Source organism: Streptococcus sp. CP1998 (assembly GCF_041026655.1).
Classification (GTDB): Bacteria; Bacillota; Bacilli; order Lactobacillales; family Streptococcaceae; genus Streptococcus; species Streptococcus dentalis.
Genome location: NZ_CP163380.1, coordinates 665,370 through 683,509, shown reverse-complemented (window position 1 = coordinate 683,509; position 18,140 = coordinate 665,370). Strand labels below are relative to the sequence as shown.

18 protein-coding genes are annotated in these 18,140 nt (G+C 44.6%); 5 read left to right on the top strand and 13 right to left on the bottom strand.

Annotated elements, in window-relative coordinates; all coding sequences use genetic code 11:
- Window positions 1-79 precede the first annotated feature (79 nt).
- The 3 genes from AB4X21_RS03625 to AB4X21_RS03615 form a co-directional block, all read right to left on the bottom strand.
- The gene (locus tag AB4X21_RS03625; RefSeq protein WP_369088192.1) at window positions 80-445 is read right to left on the bottom strand and encodes a TIGR02328 family protein; all 366 of its coding nucleotides are present in this window, start codon (window positions 443-445) and stop codon (window positions 80-82) included.
- Window positions 446-823 (bottom strand): YbgA family protein, encoded by a 378-nt coding sequence (locus AB4X21_RS03620; protein WP_254729436.1) that lies wholly within the window; start codon window positions 821-823, stop codon window positions 446-448.
- Window positions 824-1,082: 259 nt separating this feature from the next.
- Window positions 1,083-1,340, bottom strand: a complete 258-nt coding sequence (locus AB4X21_RS03615; protein WP_003011864.1) for a SemiSWEET family transporter — start codon at window positions 1,338-1,340, stop codon at window positions 1,083-1,085.
- Window positions 1,341-1,626: 286 nt separating this feature from the next.
- Here AB4X21_RS03615 and AB4X21_RS03610 point away from each other — a divergent pair, with 286 nt between their 5' ends.
- Window positions 1,627-1,890 (top strand): SemiSWEET family transporter, encoded by a 264-nt coding sequence (locus tag AB4X21_RS03610; RefSeq protein ID WP_003006096.1) that lies wholly within the window; start codon window positions 1,627-1,629, stop codon window positions 1,888-1,890.
- 363 nt (window positions 1,891-2,253) lie between these two features.
- Here AB4X21_RS03610 and AB4X21_RS03605 read toward each other — a convergent pair whose 3' ends face one another.
- The 5 genes from AB4X21_RS03605 to AB4X21_RS03585 all read right to left on the bottom strand — a co-directional run bounded on the left by AB4X21_RS03605 (window position 2,254) and on the right by AB4X21_RS03585 (window position 6,901).
- A complete protein-coding gene (locus AB4X21_RS03605) occupies window positions 2,254-4,239 on the bottom strand; it encodes an FtsX-like permease family protein (protein WP_369088191.1) in 1,986 nt (661 codons plus the stop codon).
- Window positions 4,240-4,998, bottom strand: a complete 759-nt coding sequence (locus tag AB4X21_RS03600) for an ABC transporter ATP-binding protein (protein WP_061563696.1) — start codon at window positions 4,996-4,998, stop codon at window positions 4,240-4,242.
- 15 nt (window positions 4,999-5,013) lie between these two features.
- Window positions 5,014-5,142 carry a hypothetical protein gene (locus AB4X21_RS03595; protein ID WP_369088190.1) on the bottom strand — a complete coding sequence of 43 codons (129 nt, stop codon included), beginning with the start codon at window positions 5,140-5,142 and terminating at the stop codon, window positions 5,014-5,016.
- A 114-nt stretch (window positions 5,143-5,256) separates the two neighbouring features.
- Window positions 5,257-6,231: a sensor histidine kinase gene (locus AB4X21_RS03590; protein WP_369088189.1), complete on the bottom strand. Its 975-nt coding sequence runs from the start codon at window positions 6,229-6,231 to the stop codon at window positions 5,257-5,259.
- The gene (locus AB4X21_RS03585; protein ID WP_003017092.1) at window positions 6,224-6,901 is read right to left on the bottom strand and encodes a response regulator transcription factor; all 678 of its coding nucleotides are present in this window, start codon (window positions 6,899-6,901) and stop codon (window positions 6,224-6,226) included. Before AB4X21_RS03585 ends, AB4X21_RS03590 begins: the two co-directional genes overlap by 8 nt.
- 169 nt (window positions 6,902-7,070) lie before the next feature.
- Between AB4X21_RS03585 and AB4X21_RS03580 the strand changes: the two genes are divergently transcribed.
- The gene (locus AB4X21_RS03580; RefSeq protein WP_369088188.1) at window positions 7,071-8,255 is read left to right on the top strand and encodes a DUF2974 domain-containing protein; all 1,185 of its coding nucleotides are present in this window, start codon (window positions 7,071-7,073) and stop codon (window positions 8,253-8,255) included.
- 227 nt (window positions 8,256-8,482) lie between these two features.
- On the opposite strand, the gene AB4X21_RS03575 is transcribed toward AB4X21_RS03580, so the two are convergent.
- The 3 genes from AB4X21_RS03575 to AB4X21_RS03565 form a co-directional block, all read right to left on the bottom strand.
- Window positions 8,483-11,767, bottom strand: coding sequence for a pneumococcal-type histidine triad protein (locus tag AB4X21_RS03575; RefSeq protein ID WP_369088187.1), 3,285 nt, complete (start codon window positions 11,765-11,767; stop codon window positions 8,483-8,485).
- A 7-nt stretch (window positions 11,768-11,774) separates the two neighbouring features.
- Window positions 11,775-12,695: a metal ABC transporter solute-binding protein, Zn/Mn family gene (locus AB4X21_RS03570; protein ID WP_369088361.1), complete on the bottom strand. Its 921-nt coding sequence runs from the start codon at window positions 12,693-12,695 to the stop codon at window positions 11,775-11,777.
- A 208-nt stretch (window positions 12,696-12,903) separates the two neighbouring features.
- Window positions 12,904-14,166 carry a DUF6287 domain-containing protein gene (locus AB4X21_RS03565; RefSeq protein ID WP_270298858.1) on the bottom strand — a complete coding sequence of 421 codons (1,263 nt, stop codon included), beginning with the start codon at window positions 14,164-14,166 and terminating at the stop codon, window positions 12,904-12,906.
- A 248-nt stretch (window positions 14,167-14,414) separates the two neighbouring features.
- Between AB4X21_RS03565 and AB4X21_RS03560 the strand changes: the two genes are divergently transcribed.
- The 3 genes from AB4X21_RS03560 to AB4X21_RS03550 all read left to right on the top strand — a co-directional run bounded on the left by AB4X21_RS03560 (window position 14,415) and on the right by AB4X21_RS03550 (window position 16,677).
- Window positions 14,415-14,936: a DUF2975 domain-containing protein gene (locus AB4X21_RS03560; RefSeq protein WP_270298859.1), complete on the top strand. Its 522-nt coding sequence runs from the start codon at window positions 14,415-14,417 to the stop codon at window positions 14,934-14,936.
- Between the two features lie 10 nt (window positions 14,937-14,946).
- The gene (locus AB4X21_RS03555; protein ID WP_003006064.1) at window positions 14,947-15,153 is read left to right on the top strand and encodes a helix-turn-helix transcriptional regulator; all 207 of its coding nucleotides are present in this window, start codon (window positions 14,947-14,949) and stop codon (window positions 15,151-15,153) included.
- Window positions 15,154-15,291: 138 nt separating this feature from the next.
- A complete protein-coding gene (locus AB4X21_RS03550) occupies window positions 15,292-16,677 on the top strand; it encodes an IS1182 family transposase (RefSeq protein ID WP_369088186.1) in 1,386 nt (461 codons plus the stop codon).
- Between the two features lie 207 nt (window positions 16,678-16,884).
- Here AB4X21_RS03550 and AB4X21_RS03545 read toward each other — a convergent pair whose 3' ends face one another.
- Window positions 16,885-17,370 carry a hypothetical protein gene (locus AB4X21_RS03545; RefSeq protein ID WP_270298862.1) on the bottom strand — a complete coding sequence of 162 codons (486 nt, stop codon included), beginning with the start codon at window positions 17,368-17,370 and terminating at the stop codon, window positions 16,885-16,887.
- A gap of 244 nt (window positions 17,371-17,614) precedes the next feature.
- Entirely contained in the window at window positions 17,615-18,121 is a 507-nt protein-coding gene (locus AB4X21_RS03540; protein WP_369088185.1) for a DUF6287 domain-containing protein, read from the bottom strand.
- Window positions 18,122-18,140: the final 19 nt, after the last annotated feature.

Genomic DNA, 18,140 nt, shown 5'->3' with positions numbered 1-18,140 from the left:
TGGGAAAGAAATTAACGCTTTCAAAGCATTTTGTTGGGATTTGGCGCAAAAAAACGAACCTGGTCTGGTTCGTTTTTTCTTAATCTAGTTGAATCCCTTTTTCTGCTAGGTTATCCAGGCATTCTTGGAGGTAAGTGTCCTGATGCTCGGGATAGATAGGGGTGCTCAAGGCTTCCTCTTCCAACTCTGTATAAGCAGGGCAGGTCTTGCCTCGGTAGGTTGGCTCCCACCACTCTGGGCTGACCTTATAGCCACGTGCAGTCATCTCCTCCATGATCAAGCGGTGATAGGCATAGAGGCGATAAGGCGAGTAGTCAAAGACATAGTTGACCGTCGCGTGCTTCTTGCCCCAGCCATTGCCTCGAAGGGCGCAACATTCCCGGTGTTGGCCGAGGAGCTGGGGACGAGGAAGTTTGCTAATCAAGTCTTGGTGCCACAGTCTCATTTATTGACCTCCAAGTAACGTCGAGTCTTGCAAGTAGCGATTCGGGTAGCGCTCCAGGAGCGTCTGGATCCCCTTGATGAGATCTTCTTGACTAGCTTGGCCATGTTGGTACTTTTCAAGTAACAACATGAAGTCCGCTTTTTCCTCAGGAGTCGCCTGCTTTTTGAAATAGCCCCAGATATGCTGGAAGGCGTTGGAGACCTGACCACGATTTTCCGGCAAGGCCAGCGCTTGCTGGATCAAGCCTTCGACGTGGCTGACCTCCACCTGGTCTTGCTTGAGGTATTCCCGGATCTCCTTGTAAATATTGCTGGAATGACTCAGCACCAGGTATTTATTTTTCGCCCATAGGACTTGGCAGTGATGTTTTTGATCCACTCGTGTCTCCTTTTGATCTTCTCTATGAATAGTCCTCCCATTATACCATGGAAATGAGTTAAGTCATAAAAAAGAGGCTGGAACAAAAGTCCTGGCCTCTCAATTGTCTTTAGAATGTCGAGCAAGACGCAGTGGTTGAGTGGGATCTACTACGCTGATTTCATCAGCTTTTACAGCCCTACTCAACTGTGCGGAGGTAGGACGACGAAATCGAATTCTAACGAATTACCAATTTCTGTCCCACTCTCTCTTTCATTGATTACAAAGCTGTAATGGCTGTGATCAAACCAAAGATGATCCCTGGTGCATTGGCTGCAGCAAGTGGAATATCGCGTTCTTTTTTGAAGAGTCCGTAATAAACCCAAAGGCTACAGTTGATGGCTGCGACAAGGGGTTGAATAAAGTTCCCTTTGTGACCAGCGAGGTTATCCATGATTTGTGGGAAGTAAGACACATACATCATAACAGACATAAAGGTCGCAACCCAACCAAGAATTTTCATTTGTTTTTCATTCATTTTGAAACTACCATTTCCTTTTCTTTTTTTAAGTATGCACTATTCTACCTTTTGTCCTTTACAAATTCAAGTCTTTTTTTCAAATGTTACCGAACTGTAAAGTGTCACAATCTTGTGATTTTGCAGGAAGATGGATTTCTTTTCGAGAGAGTCTTCTCTCTAGTAATTATTTTAGACACTTTGTCTAATTTTTTTGCAAATATAATCATTTTCATCTTGAATAGCATGCAAATTAATTGCATTATCTTCCTACTTATGCTATTTTAATACACAGAGGTAAAATTTTATGAATAAACAAAAAATCAACCAAATCGTTGGCTCGATCGGTGCCTTTATTGGGATTATCGTTTTCATTGCCTACATCCCACAAATTATTGCTAATTTACAGGGACATAAGGCCCAACCTTTCCAACCCTTGTCAGCTGCTATTTCTTGCTTGATCTGGGTCATTTATGGTTGGACCAAGGAACCTAAAAAAGACTGGATTTTGATCATTCCGAATTCGGCAGGTGTCATCCTAGGAGGATTGACTTTCCTTACATCACTTTAATAGAAAGCGAACAAAGACTGAACTCGACTGGTTCAGTCTTTTTTATATCCCTTTGAAAAGCAAAAACAATCGCTGTCGATTTTCGCACAAAAGCCCGCCATGAGCGAGCTTAAAAATTGACAGTTCTTTTCTTTGAATAACCTATGCTGGACTATTGTGCAAAAATATCAAAATGATTTCTGATTATTATTTAGAGTATATTGAAACTTTCCGCTGTGAGAAAAGTGCCTGAAACAATTATGTTTCAGGCACTCGGAATTATTGAGACCTTAGGCTCAATAATTAGTCATGGAACTTCTTCGAAGTTCGCTGACGTCCGTACTCACCTAAGGAAAGTTTCTAATTTAATTTGAGCTTCTTTTCTTAAATCTGCACAATCTTACGGTAGCTCCGAGAGGTGATCCAAAAGACGATCAGGTAGGTGATGAGAAAGACAGCACAGACACTGAGGGTCACGACGAGGACTTGGCCACTATTGATGACACCGAGAACCTTGAGAATGAGGCGGATCATATGGTAGGCAAAGGCCAGGTGGAGAAAGGCACAGATGAGAGGGAGGAAGAAGACGGTCCGTACTTGGCGGTTGATGGTTCGTTTGACCTCGTGTTCATCGAGTCCCACCTGTTGGAGGATGACGAAGCGGTCACGGTCTTCATAGCCTTCTGAAATTTGCTTGTAGTAGATGACGATGACCGTTCCGACCATAAAGATCAGTGACAAGAAAATTCCGATAAAGAAGATGCCACCAAAGAGGCTATTCAACTCTGCCACATCATTGGCTCGGTTACCTCCATAGATAAATGTTCCTTGGGCCTGTTGGTCGCTCAATTCATCGATCATCTTGTCATAACTAGTCGCTAGCTTGAGTCGCTGGTCTTCATCGACATTGACATTGAAGCCACCGTAGATATTGGTATTGATGGCCAGATTTGGAAACTGGGCGACAAAGGCCGCGAGGTCAGGCACGATCAGGTAGTTGAAATCCTCCGTCAGCATGTTAAACTGATTGGGCACGTGGTCGGTGATAAAATCCTTGCTCACTTCTTCCTTGACTTGGAAGTCATGCCCGTTGATAGTAAACTGCTTTTGCCCCTTAAGATCCTTGTTATGGGCAAAGAGGATGACTTGGTTGCCAGTCAGATCGACCTGTTCGCCTGTCATATGTTCATAACTAGCTGCATCAAAGACCATAAAGACGGTTTTAGGAGTGACGCTGCGTTCATCAGCTGGATAGACGGTGAAGTCTGTCCCCTTTTGTGATTTAACCCCAAAGTTGGCATAGGTCATCAGGTCACGATTTTTGATCTCGAGATGGTGTTCAGAAGCAAATTCATCAAATTTCTGATTGATCTGATTCAGGTCGACCCCTTTTCCTTGGACAGAGAAATCATGAGGCGCCATGATTTTCTTGACCATTTCGCTACCGACATAGATGTTGGTTGCTGCAGAGATGGTTACTAGCACCATGGTCGAGAGGATGGCAATGGTCGCAAGGCCCACTGCATTTTTCTTCATGCGATAGATGAGGTTAGAGACCGAGATCATGTTGTTGGGCTGGTAATAGTAGCTCTTCTTTTTCTTAAGCAAATGCAAGAAGACGGTGATCCCCGCATTAAAGAGCAGGTAGGTCCCAATCATGACCAGGATAACAGCTAGAAAGAAGGTCACAAGCGCAATGATGGGGTCTTTGACAGACAAAGCTAGGTAGTAGCCAAAACCAAGAGAGGCTAGTCCCAGGATGGTTTGGGGCCACAAGAAGCGGGCTTTCTTTTCACCACTGGCCTTCTCACGCGTCAACTGCAAGGCATTCAAACGGAGAATCCGCCAAGCGTTGAGAAGAATCAAAAGTCCAAAGATGAGACCAAAGGTGACAAAGACCAAGACGACAATCCCAGGTTGGAAGGTGGATACTAGCTGGACCTTCATCTTCATGAGTTTCAAAAGAAAGGCAAAGATCAGCTTGTCAAAGAGGGCTCCAATCAAGACACCGGCTGAGATAGACAGAAAGCCAAAAAGCAAGAGTTCCTTGAAAATCATGCTGATAAGATGGCGTTTCTCAAGGCCGAGCATGCTGTAGATGCCCAGTTCCTTGGAGCGGTTTTTCATGACGAAGCTATTGGCATAGAGCACGATGATAGCCCCCGCAGCATTAACTACGAACAGTCCCAAGACCAGGGTAAAGATCATGGGATCTCCCCCTCGAAGCTCATGAATGTGGGGATTAAAGGTCAGGGAGTCAAAGAGGTAGGCGATGGTCACTGCGAGAATGACCGCAATCGCAAAGGGATAATAGAGCTTGCGGTTCTTGATCAGATTAGAGCAAGCTAATTTAGTGGTTAATCGAAACATCTACTCCACCTCACTTGCCATGATCGTCAGAGTATCCGAGATTTCTTGGAACATCTGACGCTCTGTCTTTTCCCCACGAAAGATCTGGTTGTAAAGAATCCCGTCCTTGATAAAGAGCACGCGCTTGGCCCGAGCTGCTGCTGCGGTTGAGTGGGTCACCATGAGAATGGTTTGCCCCATGGTATTGATATCTTCAAAGACATCTAGCAAAGCTGCCGAAGACTTGGAATCCAGCGCCCCTGTTGGCTCATCCGCAAGGAGAATTTCTGGCGAGGTGATGATAGCCCGTGCCACGGCCACCCGTTGTTTTTGCCCACCAGAGATTTCGTAGGGATATTTTTCAAGCAGTTGGTGGATGCCCAACTCCCGACTCACGCTATCCACCTTGCTCATCATTTCTTTAACCGGTCTGCGAGAAAGCACCAAAGGCAAGAGGATATTGTCCTTGACCGACAAGGTATCAAGCAAATTGAAATCTTGAAAGACAAAGCCTAGTTTTTCGCGACGGAAGCTCGACGCATCCTTGTTCTTGATGGTTGAGGTGTCCGTGCCATTGAGGTAGACCCGTCCTTCGGTTGGTTGGTCCAGCATGGCTAGGATATTGAGAAGGGTCGATTTCCCAGATCCTGATTCCCCCATGATGGCGACGTATTCACCCTTCTCAACGGTAAAATGGATATCCTTTAAGGCTTCAACCTGCGTTCCTTGAAAGCGGGTTTTGTAGATCTTTTTGATATGTTGAACATCTAGTAATGACATACTTTTCTCCTTTTACTAGTAGATCAAGAAAAATTCTTGGGTTTGTTGCAGGACTTGGAGACCAAATTCCGTCTTTTCCAGATCGGGTTGGTTATTTGGTTTCTTAATCTTTTTGGGTTGTTTCATCCATTTCAAGAGTTTCATTTTCTTGACCTCCTTCATTTGATGAGACTATTGTATAAAAAATAAAAGGCGGCTACCATAACCTAACCTTTCATTTTACCGTTTATTTCTTACATTTTTGTAAGATGGGGAATCTTAATCCATGACCAACTTCTTCTCTTCAAAGTGAATGGCAACAGTCGTGCCTTGGCCGACCTCTGAATGGAGGGTGATCCTGTGGCCCAATTGCTCTGCGATTTTCTTAGATAGATAGAGCCCCAGCCCTGAAGATTGCTGGGTCAGGTGGCCATTGTAGCCGGAGAAGCCCCGCTCAAAGACACGGAGAACATCGCTATTTTTGATCCCAATCCCGCTATCTTTTATATAGAGAGTCTGGTCTTTAAAATAGATTTCAATTCCACCAGTGCTGGTGTACTTGAGGCTATTGGACAAGAGCTGCTCGATAATGACCAGGAGCCACTTGCGATCGGTGATGACCTCCTGCTCCAAATCATGCAGATCCACGGTCAAGTTCTTTTGGATAAAAAAGAGGGCATACTTGCGGACTACTTCTTTGACCATATCTTCTACCGACACGCGCTTTAAGACTAGATCATCATGAAAACTCTCCAGTCGCAGGTACTGCAAAACCAGATTGGCATAGGAGTCAATCTTAAAGAGCTCCTGCTCCATCTGCTGCTTGACAATGGGCGGCTCGACATCTTGCACCAAGAGCTGGCTGGCCGCAATGGGCGTCTTAATCTGGTGAACCCAGAGGGTATAGTAATCCATCAGGTCATTGAACTTGGCCTGGGCTATCTTCCCTTCCTCCAAGCGCGCCTGCTGTTCTTCCGTGTATTTTTCATAAAGGAGGTGTTCCAGTGGTGAGGCAACCTCTATTTCCTCATAAAGTGCGACTTTGCGATAGTCCTGAAAGGTCATGGCGAAATCCCAGATCAAGACACAGAGGGCAAAAAAGCCTAGCACTAGGGTCGCATAGAGGAAAACCTTCCCCGTCTCTGGAAAGAGATAGGCAAAGACCAAATCGACGATCAAAAAGATGACCAATAGATAGAGTAGGCGCCTGCGGGATACCACATATTGCCAGAAGATGTTTCCAAATTTATTCATGGACCAACCCGTAACCGATGCCTTTCTTGGTTTCGATGAAGTTTGACAAGCCAGCCTCTTCTAGTTTCTTACGAAGGCGGGCCACATTGACAGACAAGGTATTGTCATCAATAAAGAAATCGCTATTCCAGAGCTCCTTCATCATGTCATCACGCGCCACGATACTGCCCGCGTGCTCAAAGAGGACACGCAGGATCTGAAATTCATTCTTGGTCAGCTTGATGACTTCCCCTTCATACACCAAGTCCGTAGACTTGAGATTGAGGATGGCTCCCCGGTGCTCCAGCAGATTTTGATCTGTCCCAAATTCGTAAGAGCGGCGCAAGAGTCCTTGAACCTTGGCAAGGAGGACATTTTGATCAAAGGGCTTGGTGACAAAGTCGTCTCCACCCATATTGATAGCCATGACAATATCCATGGCTTGATCCCGTGAAGAAAGAAACATGATCGGAACCTTTGAAACCTTGCGAATCTCCTGGCACCAGTGGTAGCCGTTGTAGAGTGGCAGGCCAATATCCATGAGGATCAAGTGGGGGTCACTTTCGACAAAGATTCCTAGGACATCCATAAAATCCTCGACTGCGACCACTTCATAGCCCCATTGTTCCAATAATTGTTTGACCTGTTGGCGGATAATGTCATCGTCTTCGACTAAGAGAATTTTATGCATGGCTTTCTTTCCTTCTTTTTTTCTTCTTCCTATTATAACAGATTAAGAAGCAGAGAAAAAGGCTGTTTCAGAGGGAAAGATGATCTCACTCCTCTTTTCTTGATGGGAGGCGCTTTTTCTCCATCCATTTTTGTGCTATACTGAAAGAAATAAGATGCAGGAGGCGCAGATGTCGACGATTTTTGATTACCTAAAAGAAGTGACTTACGATTCCATATATGACCGCCCTTTCAAGGAGCTGGATGTTCTCGCATTGACAGAGCTGACCTATCTGCCCTTTGGACACATTGTGCCTCAAGGAGATACAACAGGAATTCCAGTGCGCCTGTCTGATGCGATGGAACTGATCGATCGGACCACCGATTTCATCGTGAGTAACCAGCATCTGCAATTAGTCGATGACTTGGCTACTTCAAAGCGCTTTAAGAACATCAAACTCCTCAACTATGTCGATGAGTACGATCCCGATGTGCAAAAACAGTTCGCGGCCATGACCTATCGGCTTAGTCTGGATGCGTATTTGGTCGTTTTCAGAGGGACGGATGATACCTTGATCGGCTGGAAGGAAGACTTCCACATGACCTATATGGACCATGTTCCAGCTCAGAAGCGCGCAGCCAGCTACCTGCAACATGTCATGAAGGAATTTCCAAAAGGACGTTTCTTAGTAGCCGGTCACTCCAAAGGGGGCAACCTTGCGACCTATGCCTGCTCTTATCTACCTGATTCCTTATTTGAGCGGGTCGACGCGATCTACAGCTACGATGCTCCTGGCCTCAACAAGGCCATCATCGAAACCGAAGGCTACCAGCGCACGTCCCCAAACATTCGTCGCTTTGTCCCTCAGGGATCCATCGTTGGCATGATGTTGGAAGTGCCAGAACCGACGACCATTGTCAAGAGTCGTGCCTTGGGTGGCTTTGCCCAGCATGACGCCTTCACTTGGGAAATCAAAGACTACAGCTTTGTGACCGTTTCTGAAACCAGTCCCGATAGCCAGCAGACCGATCTGACCTTGATGCAATGGGTTCGCGAAACATCGGCAGAGGAGCGCAAGAATTTTTTTGACACCTTTTTTGGCATTTTTCTGGATGCCGGCATCACTTCCATCAATGACCTAACCGATCTCAAACAGCTAGCTAAGGCCAAAGAAATCCTCCAAAATGCCCAGGATTTGGATCCAACCGAGCAGGAAATGTTAGAACGCTTGGCCAAGCAGCTCATCGATACCCGCTTTCAAGCTTGGAAAAAATGGCAGACGGTCCCCCGTATCCTGGTTCAAATGGCCGCATTTTTCAAGCGAAAAAAAGCAGTCGAGCTTGCCTCGCCACTGCTCCTCGAGCACAAGGAGTGAGGCTCAACTACTGACTTCTTCTATTCACTAGAACGCAAAAAGAGGCTGGGACAAAAGTCCTAGCCTCTCAATTATTTTTGGATTGTCGAGCAAGACGCAGTGGTTGAGTGGGCTATACTACGCTGATTTCATCAGCTTTTACAGCCCTACTCAACTGTGCGGAGGTGGGACGACGAAATCGAATTCTAACGAATTACCGATTTCTGTCCCACTCTCTTTTCTATTTTCTATTGGTTCTGAGGAGATGGAGCATCTGGCGTACTTGCTTCTGTTACAGCTGCGCTTGCAGGCTCGGTTTCTATCTCAGTTGTGGCAGGCTTGCTTCCTTCTGAAGCTACTGCTTCTTTTTCCACCGGAGTTTCTGTAGCGACAGGCGTTTCAACCGTGGTAGCTGGTTTGGTCACTTCGCTTGCAGATGGCATTGCTGCCAATTCCGCCTGGAAGGCTTGGATGGCTTGTAGTAAGGCTGCTTTATCACTCTTTGGATTAGCCAATTGGTCAAAGAGAGCTTCTAAGCGATCAAATACAGTATCACTAGCTCCCTTGTCCTGCAATTGTTGGTGTAGGGCCATCAATTGGTTATAGAGCTGTTGATAAAGAGCGACATCCCCAATTTGAGGCTCTTCCGTTTTCTTTTGTTTTTGCTTTTCAATGGTATCACTGATTTCACGTAGAAGTGCTTCTCCACTTGTAATAGCCTTGTCTGGATCAGATTCTTTTCCAAGTTGAGTCAAGCCTGCTTCAAAAGCCGTTCTTTTGCCTTGGTCTTCGACTTGTGGCAAGAGCGACTGGATTTGCTCTAAGAGGGCTGTCAAAATCTTGTTCTGTTGACGGGCTTCTGTTGCCTTATCCAACTCTCCATACAAGCCTTTGAGGAAATCATAAACCGCTACGTTGTAGGATGGGACTTGACTTCCTTTTTGATCCAAAACTGTTTTTTCAATAGGATAGGTTTGGCCTTTTTCTTGGGAGAAGAGCTGATCAATAGCTTGCTTAGTTTGGTAGAGTTCCATAAAGTGAGACTTGGAATCCCAAGCTTCTTCAAAGGCTTGAGCTCGGTAGAGCTTCAAGGCTAGATCTGCTGCCTTGGTGCGGAGTTCTGGTGTCAAGCGCGCATCGCTCAAGCTTTGGTAGAAATACTTGAGGTAGTCGACAGATGTCACACCCGTCCGATCTTGCATCTCCTGAACAGCTTCTAATAGCTTCCCTTCCTGTTCTAAACGCTTGCTGTCTTTGGCAGTATAGGCTTCCTGCAGTTGAGAGACCAGCTCTTCCTTCTTCAATTGGAAGGCTTCTGTGTCTAGCAAGCGCACTTGTTCCAACAATTCTTGGTAACGACGATCCAAGGCTGTCTCCTCTTTTGGTTTGACCGCTTGAGTCGCATGAATGTACTGCTCATCAACCTGTTTGAGACTGGCTAGGTAGCCCTCTGTTGAGTTACTTGGGAAGCTCTTGACATTTTCCAAGAAGTGGCCCAAGATGAGCTCAATCCGTCTTTGTTGCAATGGATCAGAAGCATAGAGGCTGCGGCTTTCTGCTAAGAGCTGGTTGACCCTGTCCTCTACGACTTTCTTGTCCAAGTCTCCTTTTTTGTAAGGCGATTGGATGGTTGGAAGACGGTGGGCTAAGTAGTCTGCTAGTCCTGCTGAACGTACCTTGATATAGTGGTTGTGATCGCCATGCGGGATGACAAACTGACCATTTTCAATCTGGAGGCTATAAGGAGAAATCCCCGAACGAAGCGCTGTTGCATAGAGTTCATTGATAAAGTCTAGTTCAGGATTGCCAGTTTCAAGTGGGATGCGGACATGTTCCTTCCGAACGGCATAAGGATGGATGTGGGTAGGATCGTATTCTTGGTCTGGATTGTTAAAGACAAAGAAACCATTGGAAATCTTAATGGCCTCACGAGGGACACCGTAGGTCTTGCTGATGTATTGGATTTTTTCCTCATCTGAGGCATCACGAGAATAGGTAGCAACATCATCTGTCAGGGGCTGACCCTTGTCCTCTTCTTTCTTACCAGCTAGAGTTGCCTCTGCTGCCGCAATTTCTTGAGGAGAGAGATCCTTTTTATAGAAATAATGGGCATGGTTGCCATGAGCAACCATATAGCCATCCTCGTCCTTGCTGATGACCTTGTCTGCGTGGAAACCATGATCATGTTCGCCTTCATGATGATGGTCATGATCGGCTTCATGGTCCTCATGGTCATGCTTGTGATGAGGATCTTCCTTCTCATGGTCGTGGTCATGATCATGTTCAACTGGTTTTGTGCTTGGATTTGAAGGCAAGCTTGGACTTCCTTCTGTTGGACTACTAGATCCTTGAGCACGAAGCAATTGGAATTGCCGCGCCAACTCACGCTCTAAAGGAGATAGGGAGCTGTATGGGATAAAGTGGAAATGATCCCCATGAGGGTAGACAATCCCTTGATCGGTCCACTTGGTAATCTTACTTGGATCAAAGACAGAACCATCAGACTCCACATGACGAGAAGACAACGGGGCTTTCTGCAATTCTTCGATCAAGTTGGTCAGGGTTAGACTCGGTTTAGATGCAGCCGGTTTAGAAATCGTTGGGGTCGTCTGTGTATTGGTTGGACTGGATGACGGCTGGTTGCTCGCTTGCTTCCCAAGGCTTGGAGAGGCTTGATCTGAAGTTCCTTTCCCTTGTTCTGTGCTTGCTCCAGCTAGGTGTGAGTTTCCAGCCTGATGGCCAGCTTGACCACCTAAGACAGAGAGAGCTGCTGCTAACTCGCCAGCAGATAAGGCACTCTTTGGAATAAAATGGAAATGGCCGCCATGGGGCACAATAAAGCCGTCCCCTGTATCTGAAATGACATCTCCAGGGCTAAAGACATAACCATCGTCCGTACGGTAGCCACCACCTGTATGGTTCTTAGCCGTCAGCATCTCAAGAGTCTTCCCTTCTTTCAGCGCTTGACTCGGTTGACGGAAGTCACGGGTCTGGCCTGCCTTGTGCGAGGAGCTCGCTTGCACCGATCCCGTTTCCCCTTCTTCTTTTACGCCCCCTTTTTGCTGTTGGGCGATCTCTTCAATCGAGCGCACATTGACTGTATGTTGGGCATCCTTTAAGTAGAGATAGTATTTCCCAGCGCGTTTGATAATATAGCCATCCTTGACCTTACTCACGATATCCGTTTCTTGCAGCTGGTAAGTTGGATCCCGTAAAATCAACTCCTCACTAAAGATGGCATCAAATGGAACCTTGCCGCTATAGTAATGAAAATGATCCCCATGAGAAGTGACAAAACCTTCATCTGTAATCTTGATGACAATCTGCTCTGCCTGGGTCTTTTCCTTGGCATTGACCGCTTCGATGCTGTCTTCCTTTTTGCTGGTGTCAGTCGATGACGATTTCTTTTCTGCCTGCAGGTATTGAATCTGATTCTTTTTCTCTTCCTTGACTTGTGGTTGCTGACTGAGCGCATAGGCACAGAGCCCTATTCCTAAGGTCGCTACAATTCCAATCGTTCCCTTTTTCTTCATTCTTGATTTACTCCTCTAATTCCTTGGCTAAAGTCGCCATATTTTCTTCTAAATTTTCTAATAGATCCTTATCGTTTTGTGGATCGGCTTCCAGTGGATCCAAGACCTTGACACGCGCCCCTGTTGCCTTGGCGATACTATCTGCTACTTTTGACGACGTGTGCTTTTCCACAAAGATCGTTTTCACCTTGTAGTCTTTGACAAACTGCTGGATCTCGGCCAATTGCCGAGCGGTCGGTTCTTGCTCTGGGGAAATCCCTGCAATCCCTAACTGCTTGAGACCAAAGCGTTTGGCCAGGTAAGAAAAGGCCGTATGCTGGGTCACAAAAGTCTTTTGTTTGGCCTTGTCAAAGAGAGGCTGGTAGTGGGCTACCAGGTCCTCACAGCGCTTTTCAAGCTTTTGAGCATTGGCCTGATAGAGTTCCTTGTTCTTTGGATCGATCTCTCCCAAACGTTGGGCGATGATCTTTCCTTCCTCTGCGATTTTTACAGGATCCAACCAAGTATGCGGATCATACAAGTGCTTGGCTTCTTTTCCCTGACCAGCTTCGACATCCTCTAATCCAGCCACCTTATCAAGGGTCATTCCTTGGCTGCCTTCGATCACTCGCAACTTGGAACCTTGAAGATTGGGATCTAAGCGGCCGGCCCAAGATTCCAGGGTCTGAGAATGATAGACAAACACATCCGCATCATAGATCTGGGCTACTTCTTTGGTTGAGGGTTCATAATCATGGATCCCTGCACCTGACTGAACCATCCAGATGTCATTTTGATCGCCAGAGATTTCCTTGACCAGGGCATAGATGGGATAAAAACTCGTGACAATTTTAAGACCTTTTTTAGAAGGGGGCTTGCCCGCATTTCCTTGACTTCCACAAGCTGTCAGCAGAAAGAAACCGAGAAACAAGAATCCCAGAACCTTCATTTTTCTCCTAATCATCCTTCACCTCTTTTTTATTTTTATTAACCAGTTTATTAATCAGTTAATTAACTAGTTAATCATACTGCTAATTATTTGCTTTGTCAAGCCTTTTTTACATTTTTTCCTTTTAATGCTAGGAACTAGCATTCTGCAAATAGATAGCTGCCTTTTAGACAGTAAAAAAGTTTGAGACAAAGCTGTCTCAAACTTTTTATTGACGGTAGAAATATTGATCAGCCGGGTAGTTGCCTGCAGATTGAGTGACCACTAGACGTGGTTTGCTGGTATCAGACTGGTCTCCATCTGGATTTTGGAAACCGATTTTCAGAAGTCCAATCGCAGCACCGGTCTCACCCATCTTCATCTCAACATAAGGGATCTTGCTCTTCTTATCCGAGTCCGCAACAGCCTTGAGGCTGCCTTGTCCCTTGACTTTTCCGTCTGCTTGGATGACGATTTCAGCACCCTTGCCATTGCGCCAGGTTCCAGCTAAGCTTGAGAAGTCGCCTCCGTTAATGGCCGCAATATCCAAGTCTTTCTCTTTTTTCGGTTGCGGGTAAGCTTTCCACCACTCTAGATGGTAATCACGGAAAGCCGCGTCACCAAAGAGAATCCGACGTTCTTGAGAAGCCACTCCATCAGGACCTGTCACACCTGCTGGGATCAAGTACAAGGTTTGCTCTTGCCCTTGGATCGCAGTCCCATTTGCCCCAGTGAAATAAACTTCATAATAGCCTTTTCGCTTTTTGGGCTCTTTTTCTTTATTGAAAAGATAACTCGCCCGAGTCCCTCCACTCCAGAAAATCCAGCCGGTCTCACTATTTACAATGCTTGGAAAGGCGCTGGTCTTGTTTTGGTAATACTCTTCAGGAGTATAGCCATAGAGTTTAAAACCCGAAGCTGCGATTTCCTTTTCATAGGTATCATTGGAATAGGCCCCTTCAAACGGTGAGAGATTGCCATCAAGGACGACATCATTTGGATCTGTCGATTTGAAAAAATCCTCTCGATTGGCAAAGACCATCTCGTGGTCGGGATTTTTGTCAGACATGGTGATCGTGATCAAAGGCTTCTTATCTGTCTTGTATTTAAAGACACGAACAGTGACTGTAAAGTCTGTATTGCCATCGGACTTTTTCATCTTGCCTGTCGAAACTTTATTAGACCCTTCGACCTTCCAATCCGTACTAAATTCAGCAGATACCTTGCCGTCAGCCGTTTGGTAATCGATCTTCCAGGCCTTGCCTTTTTTCTCGATTTTGGCTTCATCCCGTTCATTAGAGACGTAGTCACCACTCAGGTCAATAGCTTTTTCTTTTGGCTTGGTGACCTTCTTACTGGTCTGGTTAAATTCCTTTTGATGGTCTGGTTGGATGTTGGAACTAGAGTAGAGATAGACTCCACCGATCAGAACAACTGCTCCGACCAGCCCCAAAATCGGCCCCAGGTATTTTTTCTTCCACTTAAGATTCATTTCACTACCTCCATGGAATAAGATCTTTACACTAGTATACCCTAAATCGACAGTATAGTAAAATTCCCCTCTATGTAGTGGTTTCCCCGTCTTAAACCGACTAGTTTGAGCAGAGAATACCTGTTTTTCAAAAACAATATTTTGTTTATCGTTATTTTTTTATCGTTTTTCGATACTTTTTTATTGACTAATTTTTTATAAAGAGTATACTATAAGTGAAAAATAAATAAACTTCAAGGAGGCTTGCGATGAAAAACTCAAAAACCTTAAAAAATGTCATTGAAGTCTTAACGGCTTTCATTTACTTCTGTGGCTTTATGACCGTGGCTGCATTGGTCGTCCATCTGCTTTCCCGCATGGGCCTTTTCAAAGATCTCATTCAATCAGGTCGCTTGTCCTTTGATGCGAATGGCATCCAGCTCTTTCCCCAACATCCACAACCTCTCTGGCAGCTGCTCTTCCCACTAGCCTCAAGCGCTATCTATATTTACCTTCTCATCACTATTCGTAGCTTCCTCCAAAATCTCTACCAAGAAAAGATCTTTTCTCACTCCAACATTAATCTTTGCAACCGAGCTTGGAAGATTCTCTTGGTCTTGTCTTTTATGTCTGGCACACTTGAAACCAGTGGAAATGCTTATCTCCTTCCCTTCACTTTCAAATTTACCTTTAATACAGGGCTTCTCCTTGCCGTTCCAATCGTCTGGGTCTCTGGCAAGATTTTAGAGAGAGGGATTGAGATTGCTGAAGAAAATGAGCTAACCATTTAAGGAGGGTGCCATGATTATCGTCAATCTAGATGTCATGCTGGCCAAGCGAAAAATGAAATCCAATGAGCTAGCCGACAAAATCGGCATCACGACAGCTAACCTCTCCATCCTCAAAACCGGCAAGGCTAAAGCTATTCGCTTCACCACCCTTGAAGCCATCTGCAAAGAACTCGACTGTCAGCCAGGAGATATCCTAGAATACCGGCCAGATGAATAGAACATGTATTGTTATAAGAAAAGCACTCCACAGGAGTGCTTCAGATTGAAGACAAAGTCCTTGGAACATAAGTTTCTAAGGGCTTTTCTTTGTGTAAACTCGTATAATAGAGGTAAGAAGAATTGTGAGATGTTCGCTATGTTTCACAAAGAAAAACCAGATTATAATCGATGCCAATATGGCTTCTATACGATAGACGAATTAGTCCCAGAAGATCACTTTCTTCGACAAGTGGATAAAGAGGTTGATTTTGACTTTATCTATGATTTGGTAGAAGATACCTATAGTCCAGATAACGGTCGTCCTAGTCTAGCTCCTGTCATGTTAGTCAAAATCCCTTTGATTCAATGTTTTTATAGTATCCATTCTATACGCCAAACGATTAAAGAGATTGAAGTAAACGTTGCCTATCGTTGGTTTCTTGGACTAACCTTAGATGACAAGGTCCCTCATTTTACCACCTATGGAAAGAATTACAGTCGTCGTTTTCAAGATAGAGAACTAATTTCAAAGATATTTTCGCGAGTGCTCAATCAAGCTTTATGTACTAGCTTAATTGATCCTTCTGAACTATTTTTGGATGGTACCCATATCAAAGCTTCAGCTAACAGCCACAAGTATCGTAAGGAATGGGTAGAGCAAGAAGCTAAATTTATGAGTGAACAATTGGCAGTTGAGATTGATTTGGATAGGAGAAAACACGAAAAAAAGTCCTTAAAGCCCGTAACAGAAAGCGAGGCTAAAGAAAAGAAAATCTCAACAACAGATCCTGAGAGTGGTTGGTTCCACAAGGGTGAACATAAGGAAGTGTTTGCCTATTCTGCCCAAGTAGCTTGTGATAAGCATGGTGAGGCTTTGGCTTATACGGTTGAAGCAGGAAATGTCCATGATAGTCAAGCCTTCCCTGATCTTTTTTCAAAGTTAGAACCCTTCTCCCCACACTATATTATTGCGGATTCAGGCTATAAGACACCAGCTATTGCCCATTATTTATTAGAGCGAATTATCATCCCTGTCTTCCCTTATACTCGTCCAAAGGGAGTAAAGGGGAACTTAAGGCCCAATGATTTTGTTTATGATACTTTCTATGACTGTTACCTTTGTCCAGAGAACCAAGTGTTAAGCTATCGCACCACGACTCGAGAAGGTTATCGTGAGTATAAGAGTAATCCCAAAGTATGTGCTTCTTGTCCCCTATTATCCATTTGTACCCAAAGCCAAAATCACCAAAAAGTAATCACGAGACATGTATGGAAAGATGATCTTGAATTTTGTGAAGAGATTCACCACCAAAGAGGGATGAAGGAGCTTTATAAGAAGCGCAAAGAAACAATTGAGCGACTCTTTGGGACTGCTAAGGAATATCATAACTTGAGATACACTAGAGAGAAAGGAAAGTCCAAAATTGAAGATAAGGTTGGGCTTACTTTGGCATGCTTAGATATCAAAAGATTGGTGAAATGGATAGCGAATATCCCTTTTTATTTTATTCTAAATCCAGTTTTTGGATGGAATAGTAGATGATAAGACAAAATATTTTTGAACATACAAAAAGACAAACGCCAAAAATGACGTTTGTCTACGTTCTGACCAGGAAAATTAATTTTCCTGGTTTTCCTTTGAAGTCAAAGTATTTTTCCCGATTTCCCTTACGGCTAGAAGTCCATTTTCCATCCATTCTAGGACTTTAACTGTTCTCTTTTCAGACCACCAAGATAGTTTTTCTAGGTTCTATACTCCGTATCTTCTGTATTTTTTAACAAGTCTTTCTACCCGTTTGATCTCTGCAGCGATGTCTGAACGGTTTTGCTCATGTAAAGCAATGGTTGCCTCATCAGCAATATCTAATAAATCACCTAATTCAAGCCATAATTTATCTTGGTAACGACGGAACAAATAGCTCCACACTCCGACTCCAACTGTCCATAAAAGAAGGACTGGCAAGAACAATAACATCCAACTTCCAATCACTACAAGCGATTCTTCTGCTTTAAATCCAAGTAAACGGATGACATGCACTGCTATTCCAAGCAAACCTAGCATAGACAGGGCAAGAATCCAGCCCACAACTTTCATTCCTCTTGCGGGTGGGGTCTCTGATGGGAAGTCTACATCAATCCCACTCTCCCCTACTAAACCTTCTGCAATACCACGAAACTCTTGGATTTCATGTTTTTTCAATACCATACGTCTAGGCACCATATAAAACATTATCATATTTCTTTCTCCTTTACATACGATAGGACCTATGAACTTCGTTTCCATCATACTCCAAAATGAGGTCGATTCCTATCAGGTAATGTCACCTTATTCTTAGTGACGACCTATTTCATGATTTGCCCCATCATCCGCTACACTATATGCATGAACCATGAAGTCACCAATCAATCATAATCACTAGAGAATGAATAGATCCCATTCTAGCATCGGAAACCAACTGAAATCCTATCCTTATTTTTCTTTATTGACGATAGAAGTATTGATCCACTGAATAGTTCCCAGCTGATTGGGTAATGACCAAGCGAGGCTTTCTCGTGTCTGACTGGTCTCCATCAGGGTTTTCAAACCCAATCTTAAAGAGACCAACAGCTGCACCAGTTTCTCCCACTCTCAACTCGACATAAGGGATTTTGCTAGTCTTATCTGAATTTGCTACTGCTTTAATCCTTCCTTGTCCTTTGACTGTACCATCCGCCTGAATGACCATTTCCTGCCCCTTCGCATTGCGCCAGGTACCCACTAGACTTGAAAAGTCTCCACTATTAATCGCAGAAATATCCAGATCCACTTCTTTCTTTGGAGCAGGATAAGCTTCCCACCACTTGTCTTGGTAGGTTTGGAAAGAAGCTTGATGATAAAAGATGCGTCTCAAAGGAGAAACTACACCGTCTGGCCCTTGAACATTTTCAGGAATCAAGGTCATGATCAGCTCTTGTCCAGGACTAGTTCCTTTCGTACCTTCTTGCACAAAATAAACCTGATAGGTA